The sequence below is a fragment of the Streptomyces sp. A1277 genome, from assembly GCF_004795015.1.
In the GTDB taxonomy this organism is placed as follows: domain Bacteria; phylum Actinomycetota; class Actinomycetes; order Streptomycetales; family Streptomycetaceae; genus Streptomyces.
Map to the genome: position 1 here is coordinate 115,214 of NZ_SSBI01000012.1, position 23,331 is coordinate 138,544.

The 23,331-nt window shown below is 72.4% G+C and carries 23 protein-coding genes, 1 tRNA gene and 1 pseudogene; 19 read left to right on the forward strand and 6 right to left on the reverse strand.

Features of this window, described 5'->3' with window-relative positions:
- Nucleotides 1-290 precede the first annotated feature (290 nt).
- The 6 genes and pseudogenes from E6R18_RS10885 (at nucleotide 291) to E6R18_RS10910 (ending at nucleotide 4,993) form a co-directional block, all read left to right on the forward strand.
- Nucleotides 291-2,204: an ATP-binding protein gene (locus E6R18_RS10885; RefSeq protein ID WP_206308259.1), complete on the forward strand. Its 1,914-nt coding sequence runs from the start codon at nucleotides 291-293 to the stop codon at nucleotides 2,202-2,204.
- A gap of 7 nt (nucleotides 2,205-2,211) precedes the next feature.
- Nucleotides 2,212-2,646 carry a roadblock/LC7 domain-containing protein gene (locus tag E6R18_RS10890; protein ID WP_136316663.1) on the forward strand — a complete coding sequence of 145 codons (435 nt, stop codon included), beginning with the start codon at nucleotides 2,212-2,214 and terminating at the stop codon, nucleotides 2,644-2,646.
- Nucleotides 2,647-2,648: 2 nt separating this feature from the next.
- Nucleotides 2,649-3,020 carry a DUF742 domain-containing protein gene (locus E6R18_RS10895; RefSeq protein ID WP_026249772.1) on the forward strand — a complete coding sequence of 124 codons (372 nt, stop codon included), beginning with the start codon at nucleotides 2,649-2,651 and terminating at the stop codon, nucleotides 3,018-3,020.
- Nucleotides 2,998-3,732 (forward strand): ATP/GTP-binding protein, encoded by a 735-nt coding sequence (locus tag E6R18_RS10900; protein ID WP_136316664.1) that lies wholly within the window; start codon nucleotides 2,998-3,000, stop codon nucleotides 3,730-3,732. Before E6R18_RS10895 ends, E6R18_RS10900 begins: the two co-directional genes overlap by 23 nt.
- Entirely contained in the window at nucleotides 3,729-4,316 is a 588-nt protein-coding gene (locus E6R18_RS10905; RefSeq protein ID WP_136316665.1) for a GAF domain-containing protein, read from the forward strand. Before E6R18_RS10900 ends, E6R18_RS10905 begins: the two co-directional genes overlap by 4 nt.
- A 61-nt stretch (nucleotides 4,317-4,377) precedes the next feature.
- A pseudogene (locus tag E6R18_RS10910) lies at nucleotides 4,378-4,993 on the forward strand (NAD(P)-binding protein).
- A 19-nt stretch (nucleotides 4,994-5,012) separates the two neighbouring features.
- On the opposite strand, the gene E6R18_RS10915 reads toward E6R18_RS10910, so the two are convergent.
- Together E6R18_RS10915 and E6R18_RS10920 are read right to left on the reverse strand one after the other, a co-directional pair.
- Nucleotides 5,013-5,915: a transketolase C-terminal domain-containing protein gene (locus E6R18_RS10915; RefSeq protein ID WP_136316666.1), complete on the reverse strand. Its 903-nt coding sequence runs from the start codon at nucleotides 5,913-5,915 to the stop codon at nucleotides 5,013-5,015.
- Nucleotides 5,916-5,962: 47 nt separating this feature from the next.
- On the reverse strand, nucleotides 5,963-6,664 hold the full coding sequence (locus tag E6R18_RS10920; protein WP_136316667.1) for a transketolase: 702 nt from the start codon (nucleotides 6,662-6,664) through the stop codon (nucleotides 5,963-5,965).
- Nucleotides 6,665-6,789: 125 nt separating this feature from the next.
- On the opposite strand from E6R18_RS10920, the gene E6R18_RS10925 reads away from it, so the two are divergent.
- Nucleotides 6,790-6,863: transfer RNA gene (locus E6R18_RS10925), tRNA-Pro, on the forward strand.
- Nucleotides 6,864-6,971: 108 nt separating this feature from the next.
- Here the strand turns inward: E6R18_RS10925 and E6R18_RS10930 are convergent.
- Nucleotides 6,972-7,997 carry a Gfo/Idh/MocA family oxidoreductase gene (locus E6R18_RS10930; protein ID WP_136316668.1) on the reverse strand — a complete coding sequence of 342 codons (1,026 nt, stop codon included), beginning with the start codon at nucleotides 7,995-7,997 and terminating at the stop codon, nucleotides 6,972-6,974.
- Between the two features lie 168 nt (nucleotides 7,998-8,165).
- Here E6R18_RS10930 and E6R18_RS10935 point away from each other — a divergent pair, with 168 nt between their 5' ends.
- Complete coding sequence (locus tag E6R18_RS10935) at nucleotides 8,166-8,909, forward strand: GntR family transcriptional regulator (protein ID WP_136316669.1); 744 nt, start codon at nucleotides 8,166-8,168, stop codon at nucleotides 8,907-8,909.
- 55 nt (nucleotides 8,910-8,964) lie between these two features.
- Here the strand turns inward: E6R18_RS10935 and E6R18_RS10940 are convergent, their stop codons facing one another.
- The 3 genes from E6R18_RS10940 to E6R18_RS10950 form a co-directional block, all read right to left on the reverse strand.
- The gene (locus E6R18_RS10940) at nucleotides 8,965-9,609 is read right to left on the reverse strand and encodes a DUF47 family protein (protein ID WP_136316670.1); all 645 of its coding nucleotides are present in this window, start codon (nucleotides 9,607-9,609) and stop codon (nucleotides 8,965-8,967) included.
- Entirely contained in the window at nucleotides 9,603-10,574 is a 972-nt protein-coding gene (locus E6R18_RS10945) for an inorganic phosphate transporter (protein WP_136316671.1), read from the reverse strand. Before E6R18_RS10945 ends, E6R18_RS10940 begins: the two co-directional genes overlap by 7 nt.
- Nucleotides 10,575-10,681: 107 nt before the next feature.
- Complete coding sequence (locus tag E6R18_RS10950; RefSeq protein WP_136316672.1) at nucleotides 10,682-11,989, reverse strand: phytase; 1,308 nt, start codon at nucleotides 11,987-11,989, stop codon at nucleotides 10,682-10,684.
- A gap of 295 nt (nucleotides 11,990-12,284) precedes the next feature.
- Between E6R18_RS10950 and E6R18_RS10955 the strand changes: the two genes are divergently transcribed.
- The 11 genes from E6R18_RS10955 to E6R18_RS11005 all read left to right on the forward strand — a co-directional run bounded on the left by E6R18_RS10955 (nucleotide 12,285) and on the right by E6R18_RS11005 (nucleotide 23,328).
- The gene (locus tag E6R18_RS10955) at nucleotides 12,285-13,493 is read left to right on the forward strand and encodes an ABC transporter substrate-binding protein (RefSeq protein WP_136316673.1); all 1,209 of its coding nucleotides are present in this window, start codon (nucleotides 12,285-12,287) and stop codon (nucleotides 13,491-13,493) included.
- Between the two features lie 72 nt (nucleotides 13,494-13,565).
- Nucleotides 13,566-15,419 carry an iron ABC transporter permease gene (locus tag E6R18_RS10960; RefSeq protein WP_136316674.1) on the forward strand — a complete coding sequence of 618 codons (1,854 nt, stop codon included), beginning with the start codon at nucleotides 13,566-13,568 and terminating at the stop codon, nucleotides 15,417-15,419.
- 7 nt (nucleotides 15,420-15,426) lie between these two features.
- Nucleotides 15,427-16,569, forward strand: coding sequence for an ABC transporter ATP-binding protein (locus tag E6R18_RS10965; RefSeq protein ID WP_136316675.1), 1,143 nt, complete (start codon nucleotides 15,427-15,429; stop codon nucleotides 16,567-16,569).
- Nucleotides 16,557-17,342 (forward strand): HAD-IA family hydrolase, encoded by a 786-nt coding sequence (locus E6R18_RS10970; protein WP_136316676.1) that lies wholly within the window; start codon nucleotides 16,557-16,559, stop codon nucleotides 17,340-17,342. The genes E6R18_RS10965 and E6R18_RS10970 overlap by 13 nt, the downstream gene beginning before the upstream one ends.
- 88 nt (nucleotides 17,343-17,430) lie before the next feature.
- Nucleotides 17,431-18,234, forward strand: a complete 804-nt coding sequence (locus E6R18_RS10975; RefSeq protein ID WP_136316677.1) for an HAD family hydrolase — start codon at nucleotides 17,431-17,433, stop codon at nucleotides 18,232-18,234.
- Nucleotides 18,231-19,061 (forward strand): inositol monophosphatase family protein, encoded by an 831-nt coding sequence (locus E6R18_RS10980; protein ID WP_136316678.1) that lies wholly within the window; start codon nucleotides 18,231-18,233, stop codon nucleotides 19,059-19,061. Before E6R18_RS10975 ends, E6R18_RS10980 begins: the two co-directional genes overlap by 4 nt.
- Nucleotides 19,058-19,873, forward strand: a complete 816-nt coding sequence (locus tag E6R18_RS10985) for an HAD family hydrolase (RefSeq protein ID WP_136316679.1) — start codon at nucleotides 19,058-19,060, stop codon at nucleotides 19,871-19,873. Before E6R18_RS10980 ends, E6R18_RS10985 begins: the two co-directional genes overlap by 4 nt.
- Nucleotides 19,870-20,661 (forward strand): MBL fold metallo-hydrolase, encoded by a 792-nt coding sequence (locus tag E6R18_RS10990; protein ID WP_136316680.1) that lies wholly within the window; start codon nucleotides 19,870-19,872, stop codon nucleotides 20,659-20,661. Before E6R18_RS10985 ends, E6R18_RS10990 begins: the two co-directional genes overlap by 4 nt.
- Complete coding sequence (locus E6R18_RS10995) at nucleotides 20,658-21,470, forward strand: inositol monophosphatase family protein (RefSeq protein WP_136316681.1); 813 nt, start codon at nucleotides 20,658-20,660, stop codon at nucleotides 21,468-21,470. Before E6R18_RS10990 ends, E6R18_RS10995 begins: the two co-directional genes overlap by 4 nt.
- Nucleotides 21,467-22,162 carry an MgtC/SapB family protein gene (locus E6R18_RS11000; RefSeq protein WP_136316682.1) on the forward strand — a complete coding sequence of 232 codons (696 nt, stop codon included), beginning with the start codon at nucleotides 21,467-21,469 and terminating at the stop codon, nucleotides 22,160-22,162. Before E6R18_RS10995 ends, E6R18_RS11000 begins: the two co-directional genes overlap by 4 nt.
- 245 nt (nucleotides 22,163-22,407) lie before the next feature.
- Nucleotides 22,408-23,328: a TIM barrel protein gene (locus E6R18_RS11005; RefSeq protein ID WP_136316683.1), complete on the forward strand. Its 921-nt coding sequence runs from the start codon at nucleotides 22,408-22,410 to the stop codon at nucleotides 23,326-23,328.
- Nucleotides 23,329-23,331: the final 3 nt, after the last annotated feature.

Genomic DNA, 23,331 nt, shown 5'->3' on the forward strand with positions numbered 1-23,331 from the left:
GGGGCTCGTCCGTGTCACGCCACCGCCCATCGCACGCCATCGACCCGGAATCGGGCCCGGAAGAATCGGTCGCCCGTACGAGCGCTCATACCAGAGCGGGACGGATGGCGGGCAAGTTCCACAACTGCCCCTCGCGCCCTCGCACCTGACGACTACCGTGTGTGCCCGGTGATCAACGGTGGGCTCATATTCTCCGGGCCTGCCCGGCCGATGACTCCGAGAACGACCGACCACCGTAGGTGCCACCACATGAATGCAGATTCCTGGGGCCCCACGTACCGAGGACGCTGATGTCTCAACTTCGCGCACCCGACGCGCGACCGGAACGACGAGAGGGCGGGCGGCACGGCCGACCGGGTGCCCGTTCCCACTCGGCCGCGGCCAGACCGCGCGCCGCCCGGCCGTCCCCCGAGGCGCGCATACGCCCCCAACTCCTGCGCACCGCCGTGCTGCCGGCCCTCGCCGTCGCCCTCGCCGGCGCCGCGGCCGTCATCTTCACCGCCCGCGCGGGCCACGCCCGCCCCTCCGGCGAACTATGGATCGCGCTGGGCGCCGCCGGCGCGCTCGCCCTCGCCGCGATCCTCGCCGCCTTCCTGGCCGCCAACCGGGCCGCCACCACGGTCCTCGGCCGCTGCCTCGCGCTGCGCCGGACCAGCGCCCAGGGCCAGGCCGACCTGCAACGGGTGGTGGAACAGCTGCGCAACGGCGAGCCCGTGCCCATCAGGCGCGCCCCGCAGCAACCGGTCCCCGGCGGCGACCCCTTCGAACTGCTCGCCCAGGAGCTCGACCGCCAGCAGGAAGCGGCGGTGGCCGCCGTCGTGCACGCCTCCCGGCTCTCCGAGCACAGCGGCGACGACCAGAAGGTCGAGGTCTTCGTCAACCTCGCCCGCCGCCTCCAGTCGCTCGTGCACCGCGAGATCCAGCTCCTCGACGAGCTGGAGCACGAGGTCGAGGACCCGGACCTGCTCAAGGGCCTCTTCCACGTCGACCACCTGGCCACCCGCATCCGCCGCCACGCCGAGAACCTCGCCGTCCTCGGCGGCGCCGTCTCCCGCCGCCAGTGGAGCAATCCGGTCACCATGACCGAGGTGCTGCGCTCGGCGATCGCCGAGGTCGAGCAGTACCCGCGGGTCAAGCTCGTGCCCCCGATCGACGGCACCCTGCGCGGGCACGCCGTGGCCGACGTCATCCACCTGCTCGCCGAACTCGTCGAGAACGCCACCGTGTTCTCCGCCCCGCACACCCAGGTGCTGCTGCGCGCCCAGCACGTCACCGCCGGACTCGCCCTGGAGGTGGAGGACCGCGGACTCGGCATGCCGGGGGACGAGCAGAAGCGGATGAACGCCCTGCTCACCGACCCCGACCAGGTCAATGTCGCCCGCCTCCTCCAGGACGGCCGGATCGGGCTGTTCGTCGTGGCCTCGCTGGCCCGGCGGCACGGCATCGCCGTACGGCTCCAGAGCAACATCTACGGGGGCACCCAAGCGGTGCTCGTCCTGCCGCAGACCCTGCTCGGCGCCGACGACGACACCTCCGGCTCCACCCGCGAGGTGCCGGTCCCGCCCCCCGGGCCCGTACACCGCCCGCCACCGCAGGAAGACATCGCCGCGCCCCGCGACCCGGGCCCGGCGCCCGCCCCCGAGCCGGAGCGCCGCCCGTACGTCCCGAGCCAGCAGCCGCGGCCGCACCGGACCCCGCAGCAGACGCGCCGCAAGGACGAGGCCCCGCCGCTTCCCCCGCGCGCCGAACGCACGGACCGGCCGGCCCCCGCCGACGAGGCCCCGCAGGCGGGCGACCCGGAGGCCGACGCCGGGCCGTCGGCCCCACCGGAGACCACCGCGGTCCGCGGCGCCATGGACCGGCCCCAGCTCCCCAAGCGCGCCAACCAGGAGCACCTGGTCCCACAGCTCAGGCAGGCGCCCGCGCCGAGGCCCGAGGACGAGCCCGTCCTGCACGACCCCGGTCTGGTGGCCGCCTTCCGGCGCGGCATCGACCTCGCCGAGGCCCGGGCCGAGTCCGAGGCCGAGCCGGACCCCGTACCGGACGCGCCGGCCGGTGCCCCCCGCACCACGACGGCCGCGCAGGTGGGGGCACCGCCCCGGCCGCTCCCCGTCCGGGGCGCGGCCGCACCCACGCAACCGCATGGCGCCGGGGCGTACCCCGGCGACCACGACCCACTCGCAGCGAACCCCACCAAGGAGTAGATGCACCATGGCGACCGATATGCCGTCCGGTCAGGTCTCGGACCTCGACTGGCTGCTGAGCGGCCTGGTACAGCGCGTGCCGTACACCCGCAGCGCGGTCCTGCTCTCCGCCGACGGGCTGGTGAAATCCCTCCACGGCATGGACGCCGACAGCGCCGACCACATGGCGGCGCTGGCGGCCGGCCTGTACTCGCTGGGCCGCAGCGCCGGAGCCAGGTTCGGGGACAACGGGGAGGTCCGCCAGGTGGTCGTGGAGCTCGACTCGACGCTCCTGTTCGTCGCCACCGCGGGATCCGGGACGTGTCTGGCCGTGCTCGCCGGACGCAACGCCGACGCCGCCGTGCTCGGCTACGAGATGACCATGCTGGTCAAGAGCGTCCGGCCGTATCTCATGACCCCGGTGAGACAGGCGGCCGGGATGCCGGGCGCCGCGGGGCTGTGAGCATGGCGGTCACCCAGGACGGGCCGCTGCTCGACGACGCGGCGGGCCGTCTCATCCGCCCCTACACGGTGAGCAACGGGCGTACCCGCCCCACGGCCGTGCTCGACCTGCTGTCCCTGGTGATGGCCACCGGGACCGTTCCGCAGACCCACCTCGGCCCCGAGCACTCGGTGGCGCTGGGGCTGTGCGAGGGGCCCACGTCGGTGGCCGAGATCGCAGCACACCTGAGGCTGCCCGCCGTCGTGACCAAGGTCCTCCTCTCGGACCTGGTCGACTGCGGCGCCGTCACCGCCCACGCGCCCGCCTTCCATGACACGCCCACCGACCGACATCTGCTGGAGGCAGTGCTCGATGGCTTACGACGACAGCTCTGACGGCTACGGCCACCCGGACGGCTCCGGTTACGGCTACGGCTACGCGGACGACGCCTCCGGCAACGGGAACGCGCACGACTCCGGCGTCTCCGGCTACACCGAGGCACCCGCCGCGCCCGAGGGCTTCCCCGTCGCGCTCAAGGTGCTGGTGGCGGGCGGTTTCGGCGTCGGCAAGACGACGTTCGTCGGCGCCGTCAGCGAGATCGCGCCCTTGAGCACCGAAGAGCTGCTGACGCAGGCCAGTGCGGCGACCGACAGCCTGGAGGGCGTCGAGTCCAAGACCTCCACCACCGTGGCGATGGACTTCGGCCGCATCACGCTGGACGAACAGCACGTGCTCTACCTGTTCGGCACACCGGGCCAGGAACGCTTCTGGTTCATGTGGGACGAGCTCTCGCAGGGCGCGCTGGGAGCGGTGGTGATCGCCGACACACGGAGACTGGAGGAGTGCTTCGCGGCCGTCGACTTCTTCGAACGGCGCGGCATCGGATTCATCGTCGCCGTCAACGAGTTCGACGGCGCCTTCCGCTACGGCCCCGAGGAGGTACGGGCCGCGCTCGACCTGGCCCCCGCGGTGCCGGTCGTCCTGTGCGACGCCCGGATCGCCAGCTCCGGCACCGGCACGCTCGTCACCCTCGTCCAGCACCTCATCAACGCCACCGACGAGGGCGCGCCGCTCCCCGGCTACGCCGGCCTCGGGGTCCGGCCGTGATCCCGCACGCCGCCGGACGGCTGCTGCTCACTCCCGTGGACGGCGAGGCGCCCGTCCGCACCCAGCGGCTGCGCAGCCTCGGCCTCGGCGAGCGGGCCGACGCCTCGTTCGACAACTTCGACGCCTTCGCCGACAGGGTGGCCGAAGTGACGGACGTGCCGTTCTCGATGGTCAACTTCATCGACGGGAACCGCCAGTTCTACGCGGGGCTGCACACCCCCGCCGGTACCCGCAAGGGATCGGACCTGGGAGCCACGGCGGCGAGCAGCGGCCGCAGCGGCCGGTACGTGGCCCTCGACCACGGCTACTGCCCGCACGTGGTCGTCCGGCGCAAGGCACTGGTCCTGGAGGACGTCTGCGACTACCCCAGATTCGCCGGGAACCCGGTCGTGGACGACATAGGCATCCGCTCCTATCTGGGGGCGCCGCTGATCGACCGCACCGGGATCGCGCTGGGGGCCGTCTGCGCGGTGGACACCGTGCCCCGCCCGTGGGGGAGGGCCGGACTCGACACCATCAAGTCCCTGGCGCAGGAGCTCGTCGGCCACCTCCACCGGAGGGAGGACGACACCTTCGGCTTCTGACGCCGCTCACACCTCGACCGTCCGGCCGTCCAGGAAGGCCGGCGCCGACAAGGGAGTCCTCATGACCGCAGTACGTGATCTCCACGTAGTCCTCGGCGCCGGCCCCGCCGGCACCGCGCTCGCCGCGGAGCTCGCCCGCCGGGGCCACCAGGTCCGCCTGGTGGACCGGGCGGGCAGTGGCGACGCCCCGGCGGGCGTCCGGCGGTTCGCCGCCGACGTGTCGACCGCCGACGGGCACGGGCCGCGCTCGACGGGGTGGCGGTCGCCTACCACTGCCTGAACGTCGGCCATCACCTCCAGGTCGAGGTCATGCCGCGCATCCAGCGGGCCGTCCTCGCGGCGGCCGAAGCGGCCGGCGCACGGCTCGTCGTCCTCGACACCGCCGCGTGTGGCACCTGCCCACGGCGCCCGCGCTCACCACCCGCCGGATCCTGGACCTGGTGGCCGAGCGCGTCGGCCGCCCCCTGCACCTGACCGTCGTCGCGCAGCCGCGCCCGTTCGGACCGTTCGACGAGGTGTTCATGGCCGAGTACGCCGAGATGTTCTACCAGCACACGGAGGCGCAGATCGTCGACTCCTCGGCCATCGCGAAGGCGCACGGCCTGGTCCCGAACCCGATGCCGGCCGCCATCGACGCCACGCTCGCGTGGTACGGAGGACTGCTCGCCGCGCACTGAGCCCGCCGGGCGCTCCGCCCTAACGGCCCAGGAACCCGCCGATCCGCTCGCGGAGTCCCTGCGGGTCCAGGCCGTGGGCGGCGAGGTGCTCGTCCATCCGCCCGTACCTGCGCAGCTCCTCGCGCGCCACGCCGAGCCCCAGAATCCGGTGTGGGAGCGAGGCCAGCGCGTCGTTGGCCGCCGCCGTGGAGGTGCCCGCCAGGTAGGGCTCGACGACCACCACATCGGCGGTCGGCCGGTCACCCACCGCCCGGCGCAGGCCCTCCCCGTCGAACGGGCGCACCGTGGTCGCGTACAGCACGGTGACATCGAGCCCCTGAGTTGCGGCCAGGACGTTGTCGAGCATCGGCCCTACAGCGACGACCACACCCTCCGCCCCCTCGCGCACGGTGCTGAACCCGCCCGCCCCGCCGACCGGACGCGCCGACCGGTTCGACTGCACCGAGAGCCGCACGTACACCCGCCCCTCCCCGGCGGCGGCCTCCCGCAGCAGCGCCTCGGCCTCGTCGGGATGGCCCGGCACATGCACCGTCCAGCCGTCCAGCGTGTCCATGAGCGCCACGTCCCCCGGCGCCATATGGGTGAACCCGCCGGCCGGCCAGTCGTACGAGCCGCCCGCGCTGACCAGCACCCCGCCGACCCCCTGGTGCCCGAAGTCCAGCTTCACCTGCTCGAACGGCCGCTCCACCAGGAAGCTCGCGAAGGTGTGCACGATCGGCCGCATGCCGGTGAGGGCCATGCCCGCCCCGGCCCCGACGAGCAGCTGCTCCCGGATGCCGACGTTGACGACCCGGTCCGGATGGTCCCGCTCGGCGCGGACGAAGCCGTCCCGGCTGATCTCGGCCAGCACGAGCGCGAGGCGCGGGTCCTCGTCGAGCAGGCGCGTGGTGGTGGCGATGAAACGGTCACGCATGGTGTCCATGGGGGAGCTTCCTCTTCCTCTTGTATGCGGTCCGCGGTCGGGGGTGCTCACTGCTTGGGGGCGACGCGGGCGACGACGGCCCGGGGCCGGCCGGGGTGCGGCGCGGTGAAGGCCGCGTACAGCGCCTCGTGGTCCCGCCCGTCCACGGAGCCGACCGACCAGCCCGCCGTCGCGAACCGGTCGGCGATGCCGCCGGGGCGGCCGTAGGACGCCGACGCGTTGTCGATCACGACGGTGTGCAGCTGCTCCAGCCCGGCCGGCCCGGCGAAGGCGATGGCCTCGTGATTGCTGCCCTCATCAAGCTCCGCGTCCCCGGTGAGCACCCACACCCGCGGCCCGGTCAGCCCCTGCGCCCGCAGCCCCAGCACGCTTCCGACGGCCAGCGGCAGCCCGTGCCCCAGCGACCCGCTGCCGATCTCGGCCCCGGGCACGAGCATCCGGTCCGGGTGGTGCCCGAGCGGCGAGTCGTACGCTCCGAAGCCGGTCAGCAACTCCTCGCCGAAGAATCCGTGCGCGGCGAGGACCGCGTAGTACGCCATCGGCCCGTGCCCCTTGGACAGCAGGAAACGGTCCCGCCCCGGATCGTCCACGGCCTCCGGCGTCACCCGCAGCACCCGGTCGTACAGCACCCACAGGGCGTCCAGGGTCGAGGTGGCGGCGGGCCCGTGCTTCTCGTCGCCGGTCATCAGGCTCATCAGCCGGGGCAGATCGCGGTAGGCGGGCCCCGGCACGGCAGTCGTCTGTGTCATGCGTCCAGCGTTGAACATCAAGCTAGGTTGAGGTCAAGCACCGAAAGGGTTCGTGACCACCCGATGAAGTGCGGTATTGTTCTCATGCGCGTTCGGCCAGGGGGAAACCCCAGGTCAGGCGGCATCGGGACGTGGCGCAGCTTGGTAGCGCACTTGACTGGGGGTCAAGGGGTCGCAGGTTCAAATCCTGTCGTCCCGACTGGAGACAGTCGTGGATCAGGGGCCGGTTTCGGAGAAATCCGAAACCGGCCCCTGATCGTTTTCACGGTCTTACGGGCTCGCTCGTCCTTGGCGCGGGGTGTGCCGCTCAGGCCCGCCGGTTGCCGAGGGCGTGGGGCCGCGCGGGTGCGGAGACCGCGACGGGGCGGCCCTCGGCCCGGGAGCGGGTGGCGGCTTCGGCCACGGCCAGTGCGGCGCGGGCGTCCTCGCCGGTGCACGGGCTGGGACGGGTGCCTGCCACGACCTCGGTGAATGCGGTGAGTTCGGCGCGGTAGGCGTCCTGGAAGCGCTCCATGAAGCCCGGGTACGGGGTGCCGGCCGGCCAGGTCGTCCCCTCGGCAGAGGTCAGTGGGGCCTGCTCGGTCAGGCCGGCGACGATGGTCCCCTCGGAACCGCAGACCTCCAGGCGTACGTCGTAGCCCGCGCCGTTGTAGCGGGTGGCGGTGCAGGTGGCCAGGGTGCCGTCGTCCAGGGTGAGTACGGAGACGGCGGTGTCGACGTCCTGGGCGGCGGCGAAGAACTCCTCGCCGCGGTTGGCGCCGGTCGCGTAGACCTCGGTGATCTCGCGGCCGGTCACCCAGCGGACGATGTCGTAGTCGTGGACGGAGCAGTCGCGGAAGATCCCGCCGGAGCCGGGGATGTAGCCGGGGTGCGGGGGAGCCGGGTCGGACGTGCAGGCCCGCAGGGTGTGGGTCCAGCCGAGCCGGCCGGCCACGACGGCCTCGCGCGCCGCCCGGTAGCCGCCATCGAAACGGCGCTGGAAGCCGATCTGCAGGGGGACGTCGGAGCCCTCCAGCGCGGACAGCACCCGGTCCGTCTCGTCCAGGGTGGAGGCGACCGGCTTCTCGCAGAAGGCGGGCAGCCCCGCACGGTGGGCGGCGAGGATCAGTTCCGCGTGGGAGCCGGTGGGTGCCGTAATGACGATTCCGTCCAGTCCGGCGCCGAGCAGCGCGTCGAGCCCGTCGGCGCACTCCGCCCCGACGCGTTCCGCCACGGTGCGGGCGGAGCGTGTGTCGGGATCATGGAGGATCAGGCCGGTTACGGCCGGCAGAGCGGCCAGCGTCGAGGCGTGGAACGCGCCGATACGGCCCGTACCGATGAGTCCAATGCGCATGTGCCGAACCTTTCGTGCGGGCGGGGAGCGAGCCGGAGGCGGCCCAGCTGTTTTTCTATCCCCTGAGGAAGCAAAAGGGCAAGAGTTTGTTCAGACATAAAGACGTACGGAACTAATAGGGAGTGAGGCATACTGTCAGGCGTCGGCAGCAGAGCGCGGGAGGGTGACGTGGAACCGCTCACGAAGAAGATCACGATCGACCGGAGCAGCCCGGTCCCCCTGTACTTCCAGTTCGCCCAGCAGTTGCAGAATCTCATCGAGGCGGGGGAGTTGCCGCCCGGCACCAAGCTGAGCAACGAGATCGTCATGGCCGACGAGTTCGGGCTGTCCCGTCCGACCATGCGGCAGGCCATGCAGCACCTCGTCAACAAGGGGCTGCTGGCCCGTAAGCGGGGCGTGGGCACCCAGGTCGTCACCAACCGCATACGGCGTCAGGTCGAGTTCACCAGCCTCTACGAGGACCTGGAGCGCGACGGCCGCCGTCCGACCACGCAGGTGCTCACCGTCGAGACGGCGCCCGCCGAGGCGGCCGTCGCCACCGCACTCGGTCTGGAGGAGGGGCAGCCGGTGGTGTCCATCGAGCGGCTGCGCCTCGCCGACGACCAGCCGATCGCCCTGCTGCACAACTACCTGCCGGAGGGCGTGATCGAGCTCGACCTCGAAGCGCTGGCCGAGGGGGGCCTCTACCAGCAGATGCGCCGGTCCGGCGCCGCCCTGAGCACCGCCGAACAGACCATCGGAGCCCGCAGGGCGACGGCCGCGGAGGCCAGACTGCTCGACGAGGCCCGCGGTGCCACCCTGCTGACCATGACCCGCACCGCCTTCGACGGCTCCGGGAAACCGGTCGAGTACGGATCGCACGTCTACCGTGCCTCCCGCTACTCGTTCGAGATGACCGTCGCGGCCCACTGACGTGCGGACAGGCATGGTGCGCCCGTGCGCGTGAGGCGGCCCGGCGGCGTACGGATCAGTGCCCGCGCTTGAGCAGGGCGTCGGAGAGGTCGGCGGCGGCGTCGTTCAGGCGCCGCCCGATGCCGTCGAGGCGGCGCAGCAACTCCCGGCGGCTGAGCGTGCCGGCGCTGAGTTCCTCGCGGAACAGTGCGGCGACGGCCTCCTGGTACGCGCGTCGCACCCGCCCCGCGGCCTTGCGGGCGCCCATGGCGCCCCGGTGCACCAGGCCGGGGTCGCCCAGCAGTTCGGCGACCGCCCCACGCAGGGAGACCAGGCCCTCGCGCACCGCCCGCAGGGCGGGCAGGTCGGCCGGGTCGCCGGGCATGCCGAACAGGTCGGTCTCCCGGACCAGGTCCCGCAGGCCGTCGAGTACGTCGTCGACGGACCGGGAGAAGCGGTAGAGATCCTCGCGGTCGATCGGCGTGGTCAGGGTCGTGAACAGCTCCGCGACCAGTGCGGCCCGGCATTCGTCGCCCTCGTGCTCCACGTCTGCCATGCGCACGCGCGCCTCGGCCGGAGCGATGCGCCCGGCGGCGAGGTCCGCCGCGAGGTCGACCCCCTTGACCGTCGCGTCCAGCTGGGCGGTCAGCAGGTCGATGGTTCTGCGGTGCGAGCGTCCGGTGAGGTCGCCGATGATGCGGCGCACGGTCGCGCTCACCATGAGGTGACTCCCTTGAGGATCAGGCCGGCCAGGGCGCCGGCGGCGAAACTGGCCGGCAGCGTCACCAGCCAGGCGGTCAGCAGCGGAACGGTGAACTGCCAGCGCACGCGCCCGCCGCCCTCGCTGACGCCGGTACCGACGAGCCCCCCGGCCACGGACTGGGTCATGCTCACCGGCATACCGAAGCCGGCCGTGGACAGCACCGCGGCGGACGAGGCGAACTCGGCGGACATCACCTGCCAGGGCCGGGTGGTGAGCAGACGGCTGGTCGCGCCGCGGGCGACCCTGCGCGCCCCCGCCATGGCGCCCGCCGCGAACACCGCGGCCACCATGACGTCACCGGCCTGCCACGGCTCCGGCATCAGCACGTCCCCCGCGAAGGCCACGGCGACCACCGCGAACATCTTCTGCCCGTCGTTGGCCGCGTAGGCCAGGCACTGGGAGCCGAAGGCCGCCAGTTGCAGGCCGCTCACCACCCGCGGCATGCCGCGCAGCGAGGGGACCCGGTGCACCGCGCGTCCGATGAGCCAGCCGGCCCCCGCCCCCACCAGGGGTGCGGCGGCGCCGATGGCCAGCACTACGCCGAGGTGGCCCCACGCCGGACGGACTCCGAGGGCGACGTCCGCACCGGCCAGTGCGCCCAGGACGGACAGGGTCAGCGAGGTGGGCACGCCGCGCCAGGTCAGCAGCAGGACCAGGGCGACCGAGGCGCCGGCGCCCGCCAGGAACACCAGTCGGGCGGCGCCGGGCGGGCCCTCACCGAGGCGTCCGGTGAAGGTACGGGCGACGGCGAGGCCGAAGAGGTCCGGTCCCAGCCCGACCGCCAGGACGAGCAGCGCGAGGAGGAGCCCCGCCGAGCGGCTGCGGTGCCGTACGGCGAGCTCCAGCAGAGCACCGCCGTCGTTGGCTCCGCAGATGAAGACGAAGGCGACGGCGGTGACGCACAGGGCGACGGTGACGGTCACGCGGGGCCTCTCTCACGGCTGGACGCGGGGCGCGGCCGGCGCACGGGGTCCGTGTCGGGGGGAGGGGGAGGGCGGCGTCCGCCGCCCTCCCCCGGTGGGCCGTCCGGTCAGCGGACTCCGGCGGCGCGCAGCACGTCGGACAGGTCGACGAGCTTGTAGTTGGTGTCGGTACGGTCGCCGTCGTCACCGCTCGCCGGGGCGTTGTAGCCGTCCTGCGCCACGAACAGGCCGTGCGGGAAGGCGGTGCCGAGCGCCTGGCCCGTGGCGGCGATGCCGTCGGTCTCCTCGGAGCCGTCGATGGACGGGCCGGAAGCGACCCGGAAGGCCCCGGTCCACCGGTCGCCGCGCGAGGTGTCGTAGACCGAGTAGGTGTAGTCGCCCTGGCTGGAGGCGATCAGGTACTGCCGGCCCGAGGGCGCGCGGAACAGGGTGAGCCCCTCGGCGTCGGCGACGAGATGGTCCCCGCCGTAGCCGGGATCGGCTCCGGCCACGCACTCGTCGCTGACCGGGTCGTATACCGCGGGGACGCCGAACTGGTCGGTGCGGTCCACCAGTTCGGGCGTGCCCGTCAGGTTCGCGGATATCTTCCAGATGCCGACGTCCTCCTGGCCCAGGTAGGCCACCCCCCGGGCGGCGTCCACCGTCAGTCCCTCGATCTGCGGACCGTTGCCGGGGTCCTCGCACGGACTCCAGCTGCCGCCGGGAGTCCGGAAGGTGCTCGGCAGCGTCAGCGTGCGGACCTTCTGGTAGGTGACGGTGCCCGTCCGCGTCACACGGATCTCGAACAGCCCCACGTCGGCGGTGTGGCGGCGGCTGGCGAGCAGGTACGAGCGGCCGGTGCGCGGGTCGCGCCAGGCGGCGGTTCCGTAGGCCGTGTACTGGTCGTCGACGTCGGCCTCGGTGGCGGAGAAGGCGCGCGGGACGGCGGCGTCGGTGACCTCGGTCAGCGGTGCGGCCGGCCGGTTGGCGTCGATCCGGTAGAAGCGGACGCGGTCGCGCCCGCGGTCGGTGACGACGGCGACGTCCGAGCGCCGGCCGTCGGGGAAGCGCACACCGGTGAGCACATCCACGTTGTTGAAGCGGCCCGGGGCGGATCCCGCCGCGGGCGCGGACGGGGCCGGGAGGGACTGCAGCAGCGAGCCGTCGAGGCGGTAGACGTCCAGGCCGCCCTCCTTGGCCGTGCCCAGCACCAGGCTGGAGCCGGGGCGCGCGGAGTTGTACCAGATCGCGGGGTCGTCGGCGTTGGAGTTGTTGCCGGCGTCGTCGTCGAAGAGCGCCGGGGTCTCGGCCTTGGCGTAGACCGGCGCAACGGAGTGGTTGCCCGGGAGCGGGGGCGTCGAAGCGGTGGCGGTCGTGGCGGTCAGCGCCGTCGCGAGGACGGCGAGGCCGGCGGCCAGGCGGGTACGTCTGTGCATGGTTCCTCCTTGGCGGAAGCGGGTCACGCATCGATGGGGACGGACCTTACATAAGAATGTGCTGACAAATAAAGAGGTGCGTCAACGGGACGTCATTCCTCGCCGGTCGGAGGGGAGGTGGCCGACAGGTTGCGACGCGGTGAACACCGGGTGTTCTGATTTCATACTGATGTCTTGACATAGTCCTCCGGGCAGGTCGAAGCTGTCGGGCATCAGGTCGCCGAGCGGTGCTCGATGGCCTCGGACCACGCCATTCGAGCCCGGAGTCCCCCGGGACACCGCGGGAGGTCACACCATGCCCAGCTTTTCTTTCGGAGCCGTCGCCCGGTCCGGCGGCCGGCGTCGGCGCATCGCCGTATCCCTTGCCCTCGCGGGTGCGCTCGGCGCCGCTGCGGCCTGCGCGCCGTCCAGCGCCCCGGCCGGCGCGGACACCGACGCCAAGGCGAGCGCGAAGCCGCAGATCGACTCCGACTTCGACCTGGACGCACTCGTCGCCGAGGCGAAGAAGGAGGGCAGCGTCACCGTCTACGACAGCACCGGTGACATCACCAAGACCGCCGCGGCCTTCACCGCCAAGTACGGGATCAAGGCCACAGGGGTCAAGAGCAAGGTCGGCGACACCCTGGAGAAGATGACCCGGGAGAACCAGGCCGGCAACGTCACCATCGACGCCACCTTCTACGAGGACGGGCCCTCGCTCGTCGGCCAGTTGCTGGCACAGAAGGTCGTCTACACCTGGATACCCGGCACCCTCGCCCAGGACATCCCCGCCGCCCGGCAGAACCCCCTGCAGATCCTGTCCAAGGGCAACATGTGGATCTACAACCCCAAGCTGTTCCCCAAGGGCTGCCCGGTGAAAAACGTCTGGGACCTGGCCGACCCCGCCTGGAAGGGCAAGGTCGCCATGCAGGACCCGCTGGGCAAGCCCAACATCGTCGAGTTCTTCAACCAGCTGAAGGCCGGCGGAGACACCCAGCTGCGGCAGGCGTACAAGACGAAGTACGGAAAGGAACTGCCCTCCGGGGACTCGGCCGGGGAAGCCTGGATCAAGGCACTGGCCAAGAACAACCCGATCCTCACCTCCTCGGACGACGACGCCGCTGCCGCGGTCGCCTCCCCGAACCAGACCAAGGACCGCGTCGCGCTCGTGTCCAACGCGAAGTTCCGTGACGTGAAGGACAAGAACTACAGCATGCGGGTCTGCACCGGGATGCAGCCCTGGGCCGGTTACCAGTACCCGAAGTACGCGGCCGTCGCCTCCAAGACCGAGCACCCCGCCGCGGCGAAGCTGTTCGTGTACTTCATGCTCACGCAGGACGGCGTGGACACCCAGCTGGGCACCGGTGGCGTCCCCGGCAACCCGACGCTGAAGCAGGGCTCCGTCATGCCGGACGGCCTGACCGACTGGAACAAGCAGCTCTTCGTCTTCGATCCGGCCGGGCTCAGCAGCGACTTCGACAACCTCCAGCCGACGCAGGACCTCTGGCGCCTCAACCACGGCTGATCGACCGCCGGCCCGTCCGCCCGGACCGGGCCGGCCCGCACACGGACACGGACACGTTACGGAGAACCGCGTATGGCCGCCGCCACCCGTTCACCCGACACCGCCCCACCCGAAGCCGACGGGCCGGCGGGGACCCGGCTCAGCCGACTGCGTTACCGGCTGAGCGTCCTACGGCACGAGCCGACGCACCTTCTGGGCGTCCTGCTCGTCATCGCCCTCCTCTACCTGGTCCTCGCGCCGCTGATCGCGGTGCTCTCCGACTCCACGCAGGTGCAGTACGGCGACGAGAGCCAGGCCCGTCAGACGCCCGGCAGTCTCACCAGCTACTACTTCTGGCGGGTCTTCCGCTCGCCGGTTGCCAAGATGCTGTTCTGGCAGCCCCTGCTGCACACCGTCGTGGTGGCGCTCGGGGTCACGGTCGTGGCCGTGCTGCTCGGCGGATCCATGGCCTGGCTGCTGACCCGCACCAACGTGGTGGGCCGCAAGTGGCTGTCCACCGCGCTCGTCGTGCCGTACATGCTGCCGTCCTGGACCTTCGCGCTGGCCTGGCTGGCGCTCTTCAAGAACGACTCCTCCGGCGGACAGATCGGCATCCTGGAGTCGTGGGGCGTACACACGCCCAACTGGCTGGCGTACGGCCAGGTGCCGATCATCCTCTGCCTGGGCCTGCACTACTACCCGTTCGTCCTCCTGCTCTTCGGCAACGCGCTGCGCCGCATCGACAGCCAGCTGGAGGACTCCGCGCGCATCCTGGGCGCGAGCCGTCGCACGGTCGCCGGCCGGATCACCCTCCCGCTGATGCTGCCGTCGCTGTCGTCCTCGGTCCTGCTGGTCTTCGGCCGCATCCTCGGCACGTTCGGCACGCCCTACATCCTGGGCCTGCCCGTCGACTACAGCCTGCTCTCCACCTCGCTGTTCCGGGCCGTCAACAGCCACCAGCGCGGCGTCACCGCCGTGCTGACCGCGGTCATCGTGGTCATCGGGGTGCTGGTGATCCTCGTCGACACCCGGCTCGCCAGGGAGCAGAAACGGTTCATTACGGTGGGCGGCAAGGGCGCCATGGACCGCGTGGCCGCCCTCGGACGCTGGCGCTGGCCCGCACTCGGCGCCGCGCTGGCCGTGTTCACCGCGGGCGTCGTCATACCGGTGGCCACCCTCGCCCTGTCCACTGTCACCAAGACCCCCGGCGTCTTCCACGCCGACAACTTCACCCTCAAGTACTGGATCGGCGCCCACCTCTCGGGTGCCCCCGGCTTCCCGCACGGCGTGCTGCGCGGCAGCGAACTCTACGAAGCCGCGTGGAACAGCCTGCGCATCGTCGGCCTCGCCTCGCTCATCTGCGGTGTGGTGGGACTGCTCGTCGGCTACGTCGTGGTCCGCGCCGGCGGCAGCAGGATCGGCTCGCTCCTGCGGCAGATCAGCTTTCTGCCGTACATGGTGCCGGGCATCGCCTTCGCGGCGGCCTTCCTCTCGCTGTTCGCCGTACGCCGCGGGCCGATCCCCGCCCTGTACGGGTCGGTCAGCCTGCTGGTGCTCGTCCTGGCCGTCACCCACCTGCCCTACGCCTCGCGGTCGGGCATCAGCGCCATGACACAGCTCGGCCGGGAACCCGAGGAGGCCGCGCAGATATCCGGGGCCGGCTGGTTCACCCGGCTGCGCAAGATCATCATCCCGATCCAGCGCGGCGCCCTGACGACCGGCGTGATCCTGCCGTTCATCTCGGGCCTGAAGGAACTGAGCATCGTCATCATGCTCACCACCACCGGCACCCAGCTGCTGACCACCCTGTCGATCAATCTCGTCGACTACGCCTACGACCAGATGGCCAACGCGGTGGTGCTCGTCATCGCCCTGGTCTCCTTCCTCGCCACCTACCTCACCCAGCGCCTGACCAAGACCAACCTGTCGTCCGGACTCGGAGGCTGAAGACGTCATGCCGACCATCACACTCTCGGCGGTGCGCAAGAGCTACGGCTCCGGGCCGCCCGCGGTCGACAACCTGGACCTGGAGATCCCCGACGGCTCGTTCACGTGCCTGCTCGGCCCCTCAGGGTGCGGGAAGACCACCACGCTGCGCATGATCTCCGGGCTGGAGTCGCTCAACGCCGGCACGATCACCGTCGGCGGCCGCATCATGGACTCCACCATCGACGGCGTCTTCGTCCCGCCGGAGAAGCGCGGCATGGGCCTCGTCTTCCAGAACTACGCGCTCTGGCCCCACCTGACGGTCGCCAAGAACGTCGAGTTCGGGCTGCGGGTCCGCAAGGTCAAAGCGGCCGAGCGCGCCGAACGCGCCGCCGCCGCGCTGAAGATGATGCAGATCGAGTGGGCCGCCGACCGCTACCCCGCCCAGCTCTCCGGCGGCCAGCAGCAGCGCGTGTCCCTCGCCCGCATGCTCGCCGTCAACCCGAACGTACTGCTGCTCGACGAGCCGCTCTCCAACCTCGACGCCCAGCTGCGGCTGGACATGCGGGCCGAACTCAAGCGCATCCACGACGAGACCGGCCACACCATCGTCTTCGTCACGCACGACCAGCTGGAGGCCATGACCATGGCCACCCACGTCGTGGTGATGAACAAGGGGCTCGTCCAGCAGATGGCCCCGCCGATGGAGGTCTACAACCGGCCGGCCAACACCTTCGTGGCCCGCTTCGTCGGCAGCCCCCCGATGAACCTCTTCGAGACCGGCGGCGACGCGTTCACGGAGACCGCCCGCGACCGGGTCCTGGCCGAACGGCCCGACCTCACCGACCGGCTGGCCACCATCGGCGCCCGCCCTGAGAACCTGCGGCTCCTCGACGACGGAGACCAGCCGCCCGCGGGGGTCTTCGTCTTCGACGCCACCGTGAAGACCGCGCTGCCCACCGGGTCCAGCTGGACCGTACTGGTGCGCGCCGAGGACACCGAGCTGTACCTCGTCTCGTACGCCGACGTATGCGCCGCCCCTGGTTCGGCCGTGCGCTGCGCTGTCCGCACGAGCGACCTGCACCTGTTCGACGCGTCGGGAGACCGGCTGCCCGACGAAGCGGCCGACGCCGCGCTCACGAAGGAGAACACCGCCACATGGGCCAGCTGACCCGCCCCACAGCCCTCCTGCTCGACTTCGGCGGGGTGGTCGTGGCCACGACCAACCGGCCCACCTGGGCGCACGAACTCGCCACCGAACTGCACACCGCGCTCAGCGCGGCGGGCTGCCACGCACTGAGCGTCGACCACATCGAGGCGGACCTCAAGGCGGGCTCCGCCGCCGACTCGCACTGGAAGAACGCGATGAGCCGGCCGGCGGCGCCCGAGGAGATGACCCACCAGCGCTACTGGAGCGAATTCGTCGCCGCGGACTGGCCGCCCGCGGCGCTCGCCTGGGTGACCGCGCACGCCGATCCGCTGTGCCACCGGCTCGGCGAACTCAAGCAGGACCGCGCCACCCGCTCGGGCATGTCCGAACTCCTCGACACCTGCGACGACCTCGGCATCGCCGTCGCCATCGTCTCCAACGCCCTCGCCGGATCGGTGCACCGCGACTACATGGCCGAGCACGGCCTCGACAAGCGGGTGGCGGTGCAGGTCTACAGCGACGAGGTCGCCGTCCGCAAACCCAACCCCGAGATGATCCGCATCGCCGCCCGCGCGCTGAACACCGACCCGGCCGGCTGCTGGTACGTCGGCGACAACTACGACCGCGACGTGCTGTGCGGCAGGCGCGCCGGGGCCGGCGCCACCGTCCTGATGGAAGCCCGCGGCACCTACGACCGCCCCTACGTCGTCCAGGCCGAACCCGACGCCGTCGTCGCCGACCCGGACGGACTGCGCGCACTGCTCCTCGGGGCAGCGGCCCCGCAGGCCCGATGACGGCCGCCGGCACGGGCCGGGGGCGCGGGCCGGCCGGCCGTGCGCCGCGCACCCTTCCCGATCACCGAACCACCCGATGGGAGACCCCGTGACGACGCTCCGCCCCCCGCGGGCGCTACTGCTGGACCACGGCGGTGTGCTGATGCGATCCGTCAAGCACCCCGAGCGGACGGCCGCCTTCGCCGCCCGCGTGCACGCGCTGATCGGCCCCTCGGCCGGCCTCGGCCGCGACTGCGTGCTGTCCGACATCGAGGCCGGCAAGGCCGCCTACCGCACCTGGAAGAACGGGCACGCCCGCACCCCCGCACCCCGCGAGATCGGCCACCGCGAACTGTGGGAGGACTTCATAGCCGCCGACTGGCCACCCGCGGCACGCGCTCTGGTCGGCGCGGAGGCGACCTGGCTGTGCCGCGAGCTGATCCTCGCCGAGAGCGACAAGACGGTGGCCCCGGGGATGCTGGAGACGCTGCGGCTCGCCCGCGAACACGGCGTGCGCACGGGCATCGTGTCCAACACCCTCGTCGGCTCGCTCAACCGCGACCTCGCCCGCCGCTTCGGCACCCACCCCCTGCTCGACGTGCAGGTGTACTCCGACGAGACCGGGCGGCGCAAACCCGACCCCGAGATGATCCACCTGGCCGCCCGCGCCCTGTCGGTCGACCCCGCCGACTGCTGGTACGTCGGCGACAACTACGACCGCGACGTGGTGTGCGGGATGCGCGCCGGAGCCGGCGCGACGATCCTGATGCGCCCGGCCGAACGCCGCGACCCGAAGGCCCGTCCGCAACCGGACGCCGAGGTCGCCGACGGCGGGGAACTGCTCGACCTGCTGCGGGCCGCACTGGCCCACCACGACGCGGGGCGCACCGCCGGACAGGAGGCCGCGGCATGAGCGGAACGGACGAGCTGTCGGTGCGGCTGCGCGAGGTGGCCACCGAGGCGGCACTGGCCGTCGCCCCCGACCTGGTCGCGGCCTTCCGCGACGCCATGGAGGTCGACTTCAAACGCGACGAGCACGACCCCGTCACCGTGCACGACAGGCGCGCCGAGGAGCGGATCCGCGAACTGCTGCTCAAGCGGGTGCCGGACAGCACGGTCGTCGGCGAGGAGGGCGGCCGCCGGGACGGCAGCGGCCGCATCGCCTGGTACGTCGACCCCATCGACGGAACCGCCAACTTCGCGCGCGGACTGGCCTTCTTCTGCACCTCCATCGGCGTCACGGTCGACGGCGAACCCGTGGCGGGCGCGATCGTCGACCCGGTGGCCGGACACGTCTTCACCGCCGACGCCACCGGTGCCTACCTCGGCGGCGAGCCGCTGCGCCCCGGTGGGGTGCGCGAGGAGGCCCGCGGTCTGCTCATCACCGGCTTCCCCACCACCCGGGAACTGGCGTGGAACGATCCGCAGACGCTGCCCAGGTTCGGTGAACTCGTCGCCCGCTACGGGACCGTGCGCCGCACCGGAAGCGCCGCGCTGACCCTGGCCCACGTCGCGGCCGGCTGGTGCGACGCGGCCCTGGGCACATCCGTCAACGCCTGGGACATCTGCGCCGCCCGGGTGCTGGTGCAGCGCTCCGGCGGCGTCTACCAGGCATTCGCCGGGGAGGGCGGCTGGGACCAGCCCGGCTACCTCGCGCACGGGGCGAGCCTCGAACCGGTCGCCGTACGGGAGTTCGTGGACTGGTATCTCACCCGCCTGCCCGCGAGGAGCACCTCATGACGCCGCCCGCGGCGCAGCTGCGCTACGCGTGGATCGTCACCGACCTCGACGGCACGCTGGTCGACCGCGACCTGCGGATCGTGCCCCGCAGCGCCGAAGCGCTGCGGCACTACCAGGACATGGGCGGCACCGTGGTCATCGCCACCGGCCGCAACGAGGTGTCCGCGGGCCGCTACCACCAGGAACTCGGCCTGAGCACCCCGCTGATCGTCTACAACGGCGCCCGCGTCGTCGATCCGCTGTCCGGGAGCCGGCTGCTCGACCTGGACCTGGGCACCTCATGGCACGCCCTGTACGAGAACCTGCTCCCCGAACTCCCCGAAGGCGTCGGCGCGGTGGCCTTCTCCGGCGGGGACGCCCACATCCTGCGGGAAGCCCCCTCGCTGGCCGCGTACGCCGGACGCGACCGGATCGAACTGCGCGAGGACCCCGTACGGCAGGCACCGACGAAGGTGATGCTGATCGCCGACCGGCCCGGCCTCGGCCCGCTGGCCCGGCTCGCCGCCCGGCACTGCCCGGCGGCCAGGCTCCTCCAGTCGGAGGACACCTATCTGGAGATCCTGCCGGGCAACGCAGGCAAGGAAGTGGCGGTACGCCGGCTCGCCGAGCGGGCGGGCCTGCCGATGGACCGCGTCGCGGCCATCGGTGACAACCCCAACGACACCGCCATGGTGCGGGCGGCCGGCCTGGGCGCGGCGGTCGGCGACGGGCACAAGGAGGTCCGTGCCGCCGCGGACATCGTGGTCGGGCCGTGCGGGCTCGGCGCGGTGGCCGACCTCGTCGAGCACATCACCGAAGGTGCCGGGCGGTGATCGTCACCGTCCTCGGTTCCTCGGGTTCGGTGCCGGGACCGGGCAACCCGTGCTCGGGCTACCTGGTCGAGCACCGCGGACACCGGCTGCTGCTCGACCTCGGCACGGGCGCGTTCGGCACTCTGCTCACGTACGCCCGGCCGGAGTCGATCGACACCGTCGTCGTCAGCCATCGGCACGGCGACCACTCGGCGGACCTGGCGGCGCTGGCGTACGCCCAGGACAAGGTGACCGCCCGCGCCGTGCCGACCCGGGTGATCGCACCGGCCGGGACCCGGACAAGGGTGGGCCGCTCGTCGCCGCTGGCCTTCGAGGACGCCCGCCCCGGCGAGCTGGAGTGCGGGCCGTTCCGGCTCCGCCTGGAGCCCGTCCGCCACTCGGTGGAGACGTACGCCGTGCGGGTCGAGGCCGGCGGAAGGTCGCTGACGTACACCGGCGACTCCGGGCCGTGCCGCGGGCTCGTGGACCTGGCCCGTGGCAGCGGGCTGCTGCTGGCCGAAGCGGCGCTGGGCCCCGGCGACGCGCCCGGCGCGCCACCGCACGGCTGGGACGGCGACGACACCGGACCGCCTCCGCACCATCTCACCGCCCGGCAGACCGGAGAGCTGGCCGCAGCGGCCGGTGCCGGCCTGCTGGCGGTGACCCATCTGCGTCCGTGGGAGGACGCCGGCCGGTCACTGGCCGCGGCGGCGGCGCGGTTCGCCGGCCCGGTGCTGCTGGCCCGGCCGGGGCTGCGGCTGGCCCCCGGTCGCCCCGCACGCGCGCCGAACCCGAAAGAGGAGACATGAGACGCGACGAGAGGCTGTCGGCCGCGATCCGCATCGTCCGCGAGGCGGCCACGATGATCAGAACGTCCACCCGCCCGCTGCGGGTCCGCCTGAAGGCGTCGGTGGCGGACATCCAGACGAGCACCGACCGGCGGGTGGAGCGCCTGATCCGCGACCGGCTCGCCACCCACTTCCCCGGGGACGCGATCGTGGGGGAGGAGGGGGACGGTCTGGTGCCCTTCGACCGCGACCGCCCGACCTGGTTCGTCGACCCGGTCGACGGCACCACCAACTACTTCCGCGGAATCCCCATGGTCGCCTGCAACCTGGCGTTCTGGGACGGCCGGAGGCTGGAGACGGCGGTCGTCGCCGACGTGGCGAACCGGCGGCTGTACCTGGCATCGGCCGGGCACGGGGCGTGGTGCGGGCGGCGCAGGCTGCGCGTCGGCGGGGAGCGGCTGCTGGAACGCGCGGTGCTCTCCACCGGCTTCCCCGGCGACCGCATGGTCAACGCCGACAACAACCTGGCCGAGTTCTCCGACCTCGTGCTGCGGGTGCGCGACATCCGCCGGTTCGGCGTGGCCGGCCTGGACCTGAGCTACGTGTCGTCCGGGCTGCTCGACGCCTACTGGGAACGCGGCGACGGGCCGTGGGACTGGGCGGCCGGGGCGCTCCTGGTGCGGGAGGCGGGGGGAGTGGCCACCACCTGGGAGGGCCGCGGCTGGCAGCCCGGCGACGACACGATGGTGGCGAGCAACGGCCTGGTCCACGACGCCGTACTGGCCCGGCTTGCGGCCGTCCGGTCGGCGGCCGGGGCGGTGGCGCGGTGAACCACGACGGGACCTCACTCGCACACCTGGCGGTGGCGTTCGCGCTGTGTGCCGTCGTCGGGCTGGAGCGCGAGTACCGGCAGAAATCGGCGGGCCTGCGCACCCATGTGCTGGTCGGCCTCGGATCGGCGCTGTTCATGCTGGTGTCGAAGTACGGCTTCGCCGACATGCTGGGGCTGCCCGGCGTGGCGCTGGACCCCTCGCGGGTCGCCGCACAGATCGTGTCCGGCATCGGCTTCATCGGTGGCGGACTGATCTTCGTACGCAGGGACGCGGTGCGCGGTCTGACGACGGCGGCCAGCGTGTGGCTGGCGGCGTCCATCGGCGCGGCGGCCGGTGCGGGGCTGCTGGTGCTGGCCGCCGCCGTGACCGGGGCCTACCTCCTGGTGGCGTTCGCCTTCCCGGCGCTCGCACGGCAGTTGCCGCGCTCGCCCACGGAGTCGGTGCTGCTGCGCGTCAGTTACCTGGACGGGCGCGGACTGCTGCGCGACATCGTCCGGGAGTGCACGGGGGCGGGATTCCACGTGGCCGGGCTGCGGACGGCCGGCTGCCCGCCGACGGACGCGGTCCCCGTCCAGGTGGGCGTCCTGCTGGAGTTGTCCGGCAACGGGGTGCAGGACGAGCTGGTGCCCCGCCTCTCCGACCGTGAGGGGATCACCGAGGTGACGCTGTTGCAGGACGAGGTCGACTGAAGGACGCCGCGCACATCGCCGTACGCGGTCGCCGGGCCGTTTCGGCGGCAGCCGAACCCCGGCGGACAACCAGAAACCCATCAGTCAGTATGTCAGGACAATAGGTTGACAGTCGCTACGGGAGAGGGCAGGCTCGATCACGAGAGCCGGGCACCCGCACCGGCACACCGACGACAGACAGAGAAGAGGCACGGCATGCCGATGAGCTTGGCCCACGCCGTACACGTCGCCCAGGGAGGCAGGCCGTGACCGCACCCCTCACCCAGCGCATCGCGGGAGCACCCATCTCCTGGGGCGTCTGCGAGGTCCCGGGCTGGGGACACCAGCTCGCCCCGGACCTGGTCCTGCGGCAGATGCGCGAGGCCGGACTCACGGCCACCGAGTTCGGGCCGGAGGGGTTCCTGCCCGACGCCCCCGCCGCCAAGGCCGCGACACTCGCCTCCCACGGCCTGCGCGCCGTCGGCCAGTTCGTACCGGTCGTCCTCCACGACCCGGGCCACGATCCTCTCCCCGAGGTCGAGGCAGCGCTGACCGGTCTCCTGGCAGCCGACGCCCGCACGGTCGTCGTCGCGGCGGCGACCGGGGCCGACGGCTACGACGACCGGCCGGCGCTCGACGCGGCGGGGTGGTCCGTCCTCCTCGCCAACCTCGACCGGATCTCCGCCGCCGCGGCCGGTGCGGGCGTCCTGGCGACCCTGCACCCCCACGTGGGGACGATGATCGAATCGGGCGAGGAGACACAGCGGGTACTCGACGGATCGGGCATCGGACTCTGCCTGGACACCGGCCACCTGCTCATCGGCGGCGGCGACCCCCTCGCCCTCGCCGCCCGCCTGCCCGGCCGCATCGCCCACGTGCACCTCAAGGACGTACGCCTCGACCTCGCCGACCGTGTGAGGGCCGGCCGCACGACGTACACCCAGGCCGTCGCCGAGGGCATGTACGTCCCCCTGGGCGCCGGCGACGTCGACATCGCCGGAATCGTCCGGCTGCTGGAGGCGGACGGATACGCCGGGTGGTACGTGCTCGAACAGGACACCATCCTTCGGGCCGCACCCGGCGAGGACGGCGGCGCCGACCCCCTGGACGACGTCCTCGCCTCGGTCGCACACCTGCGCTCCCTCGCCCCCGGCAACGGACCCGCCGCAGACGCCGTGGAGGGCTGACCC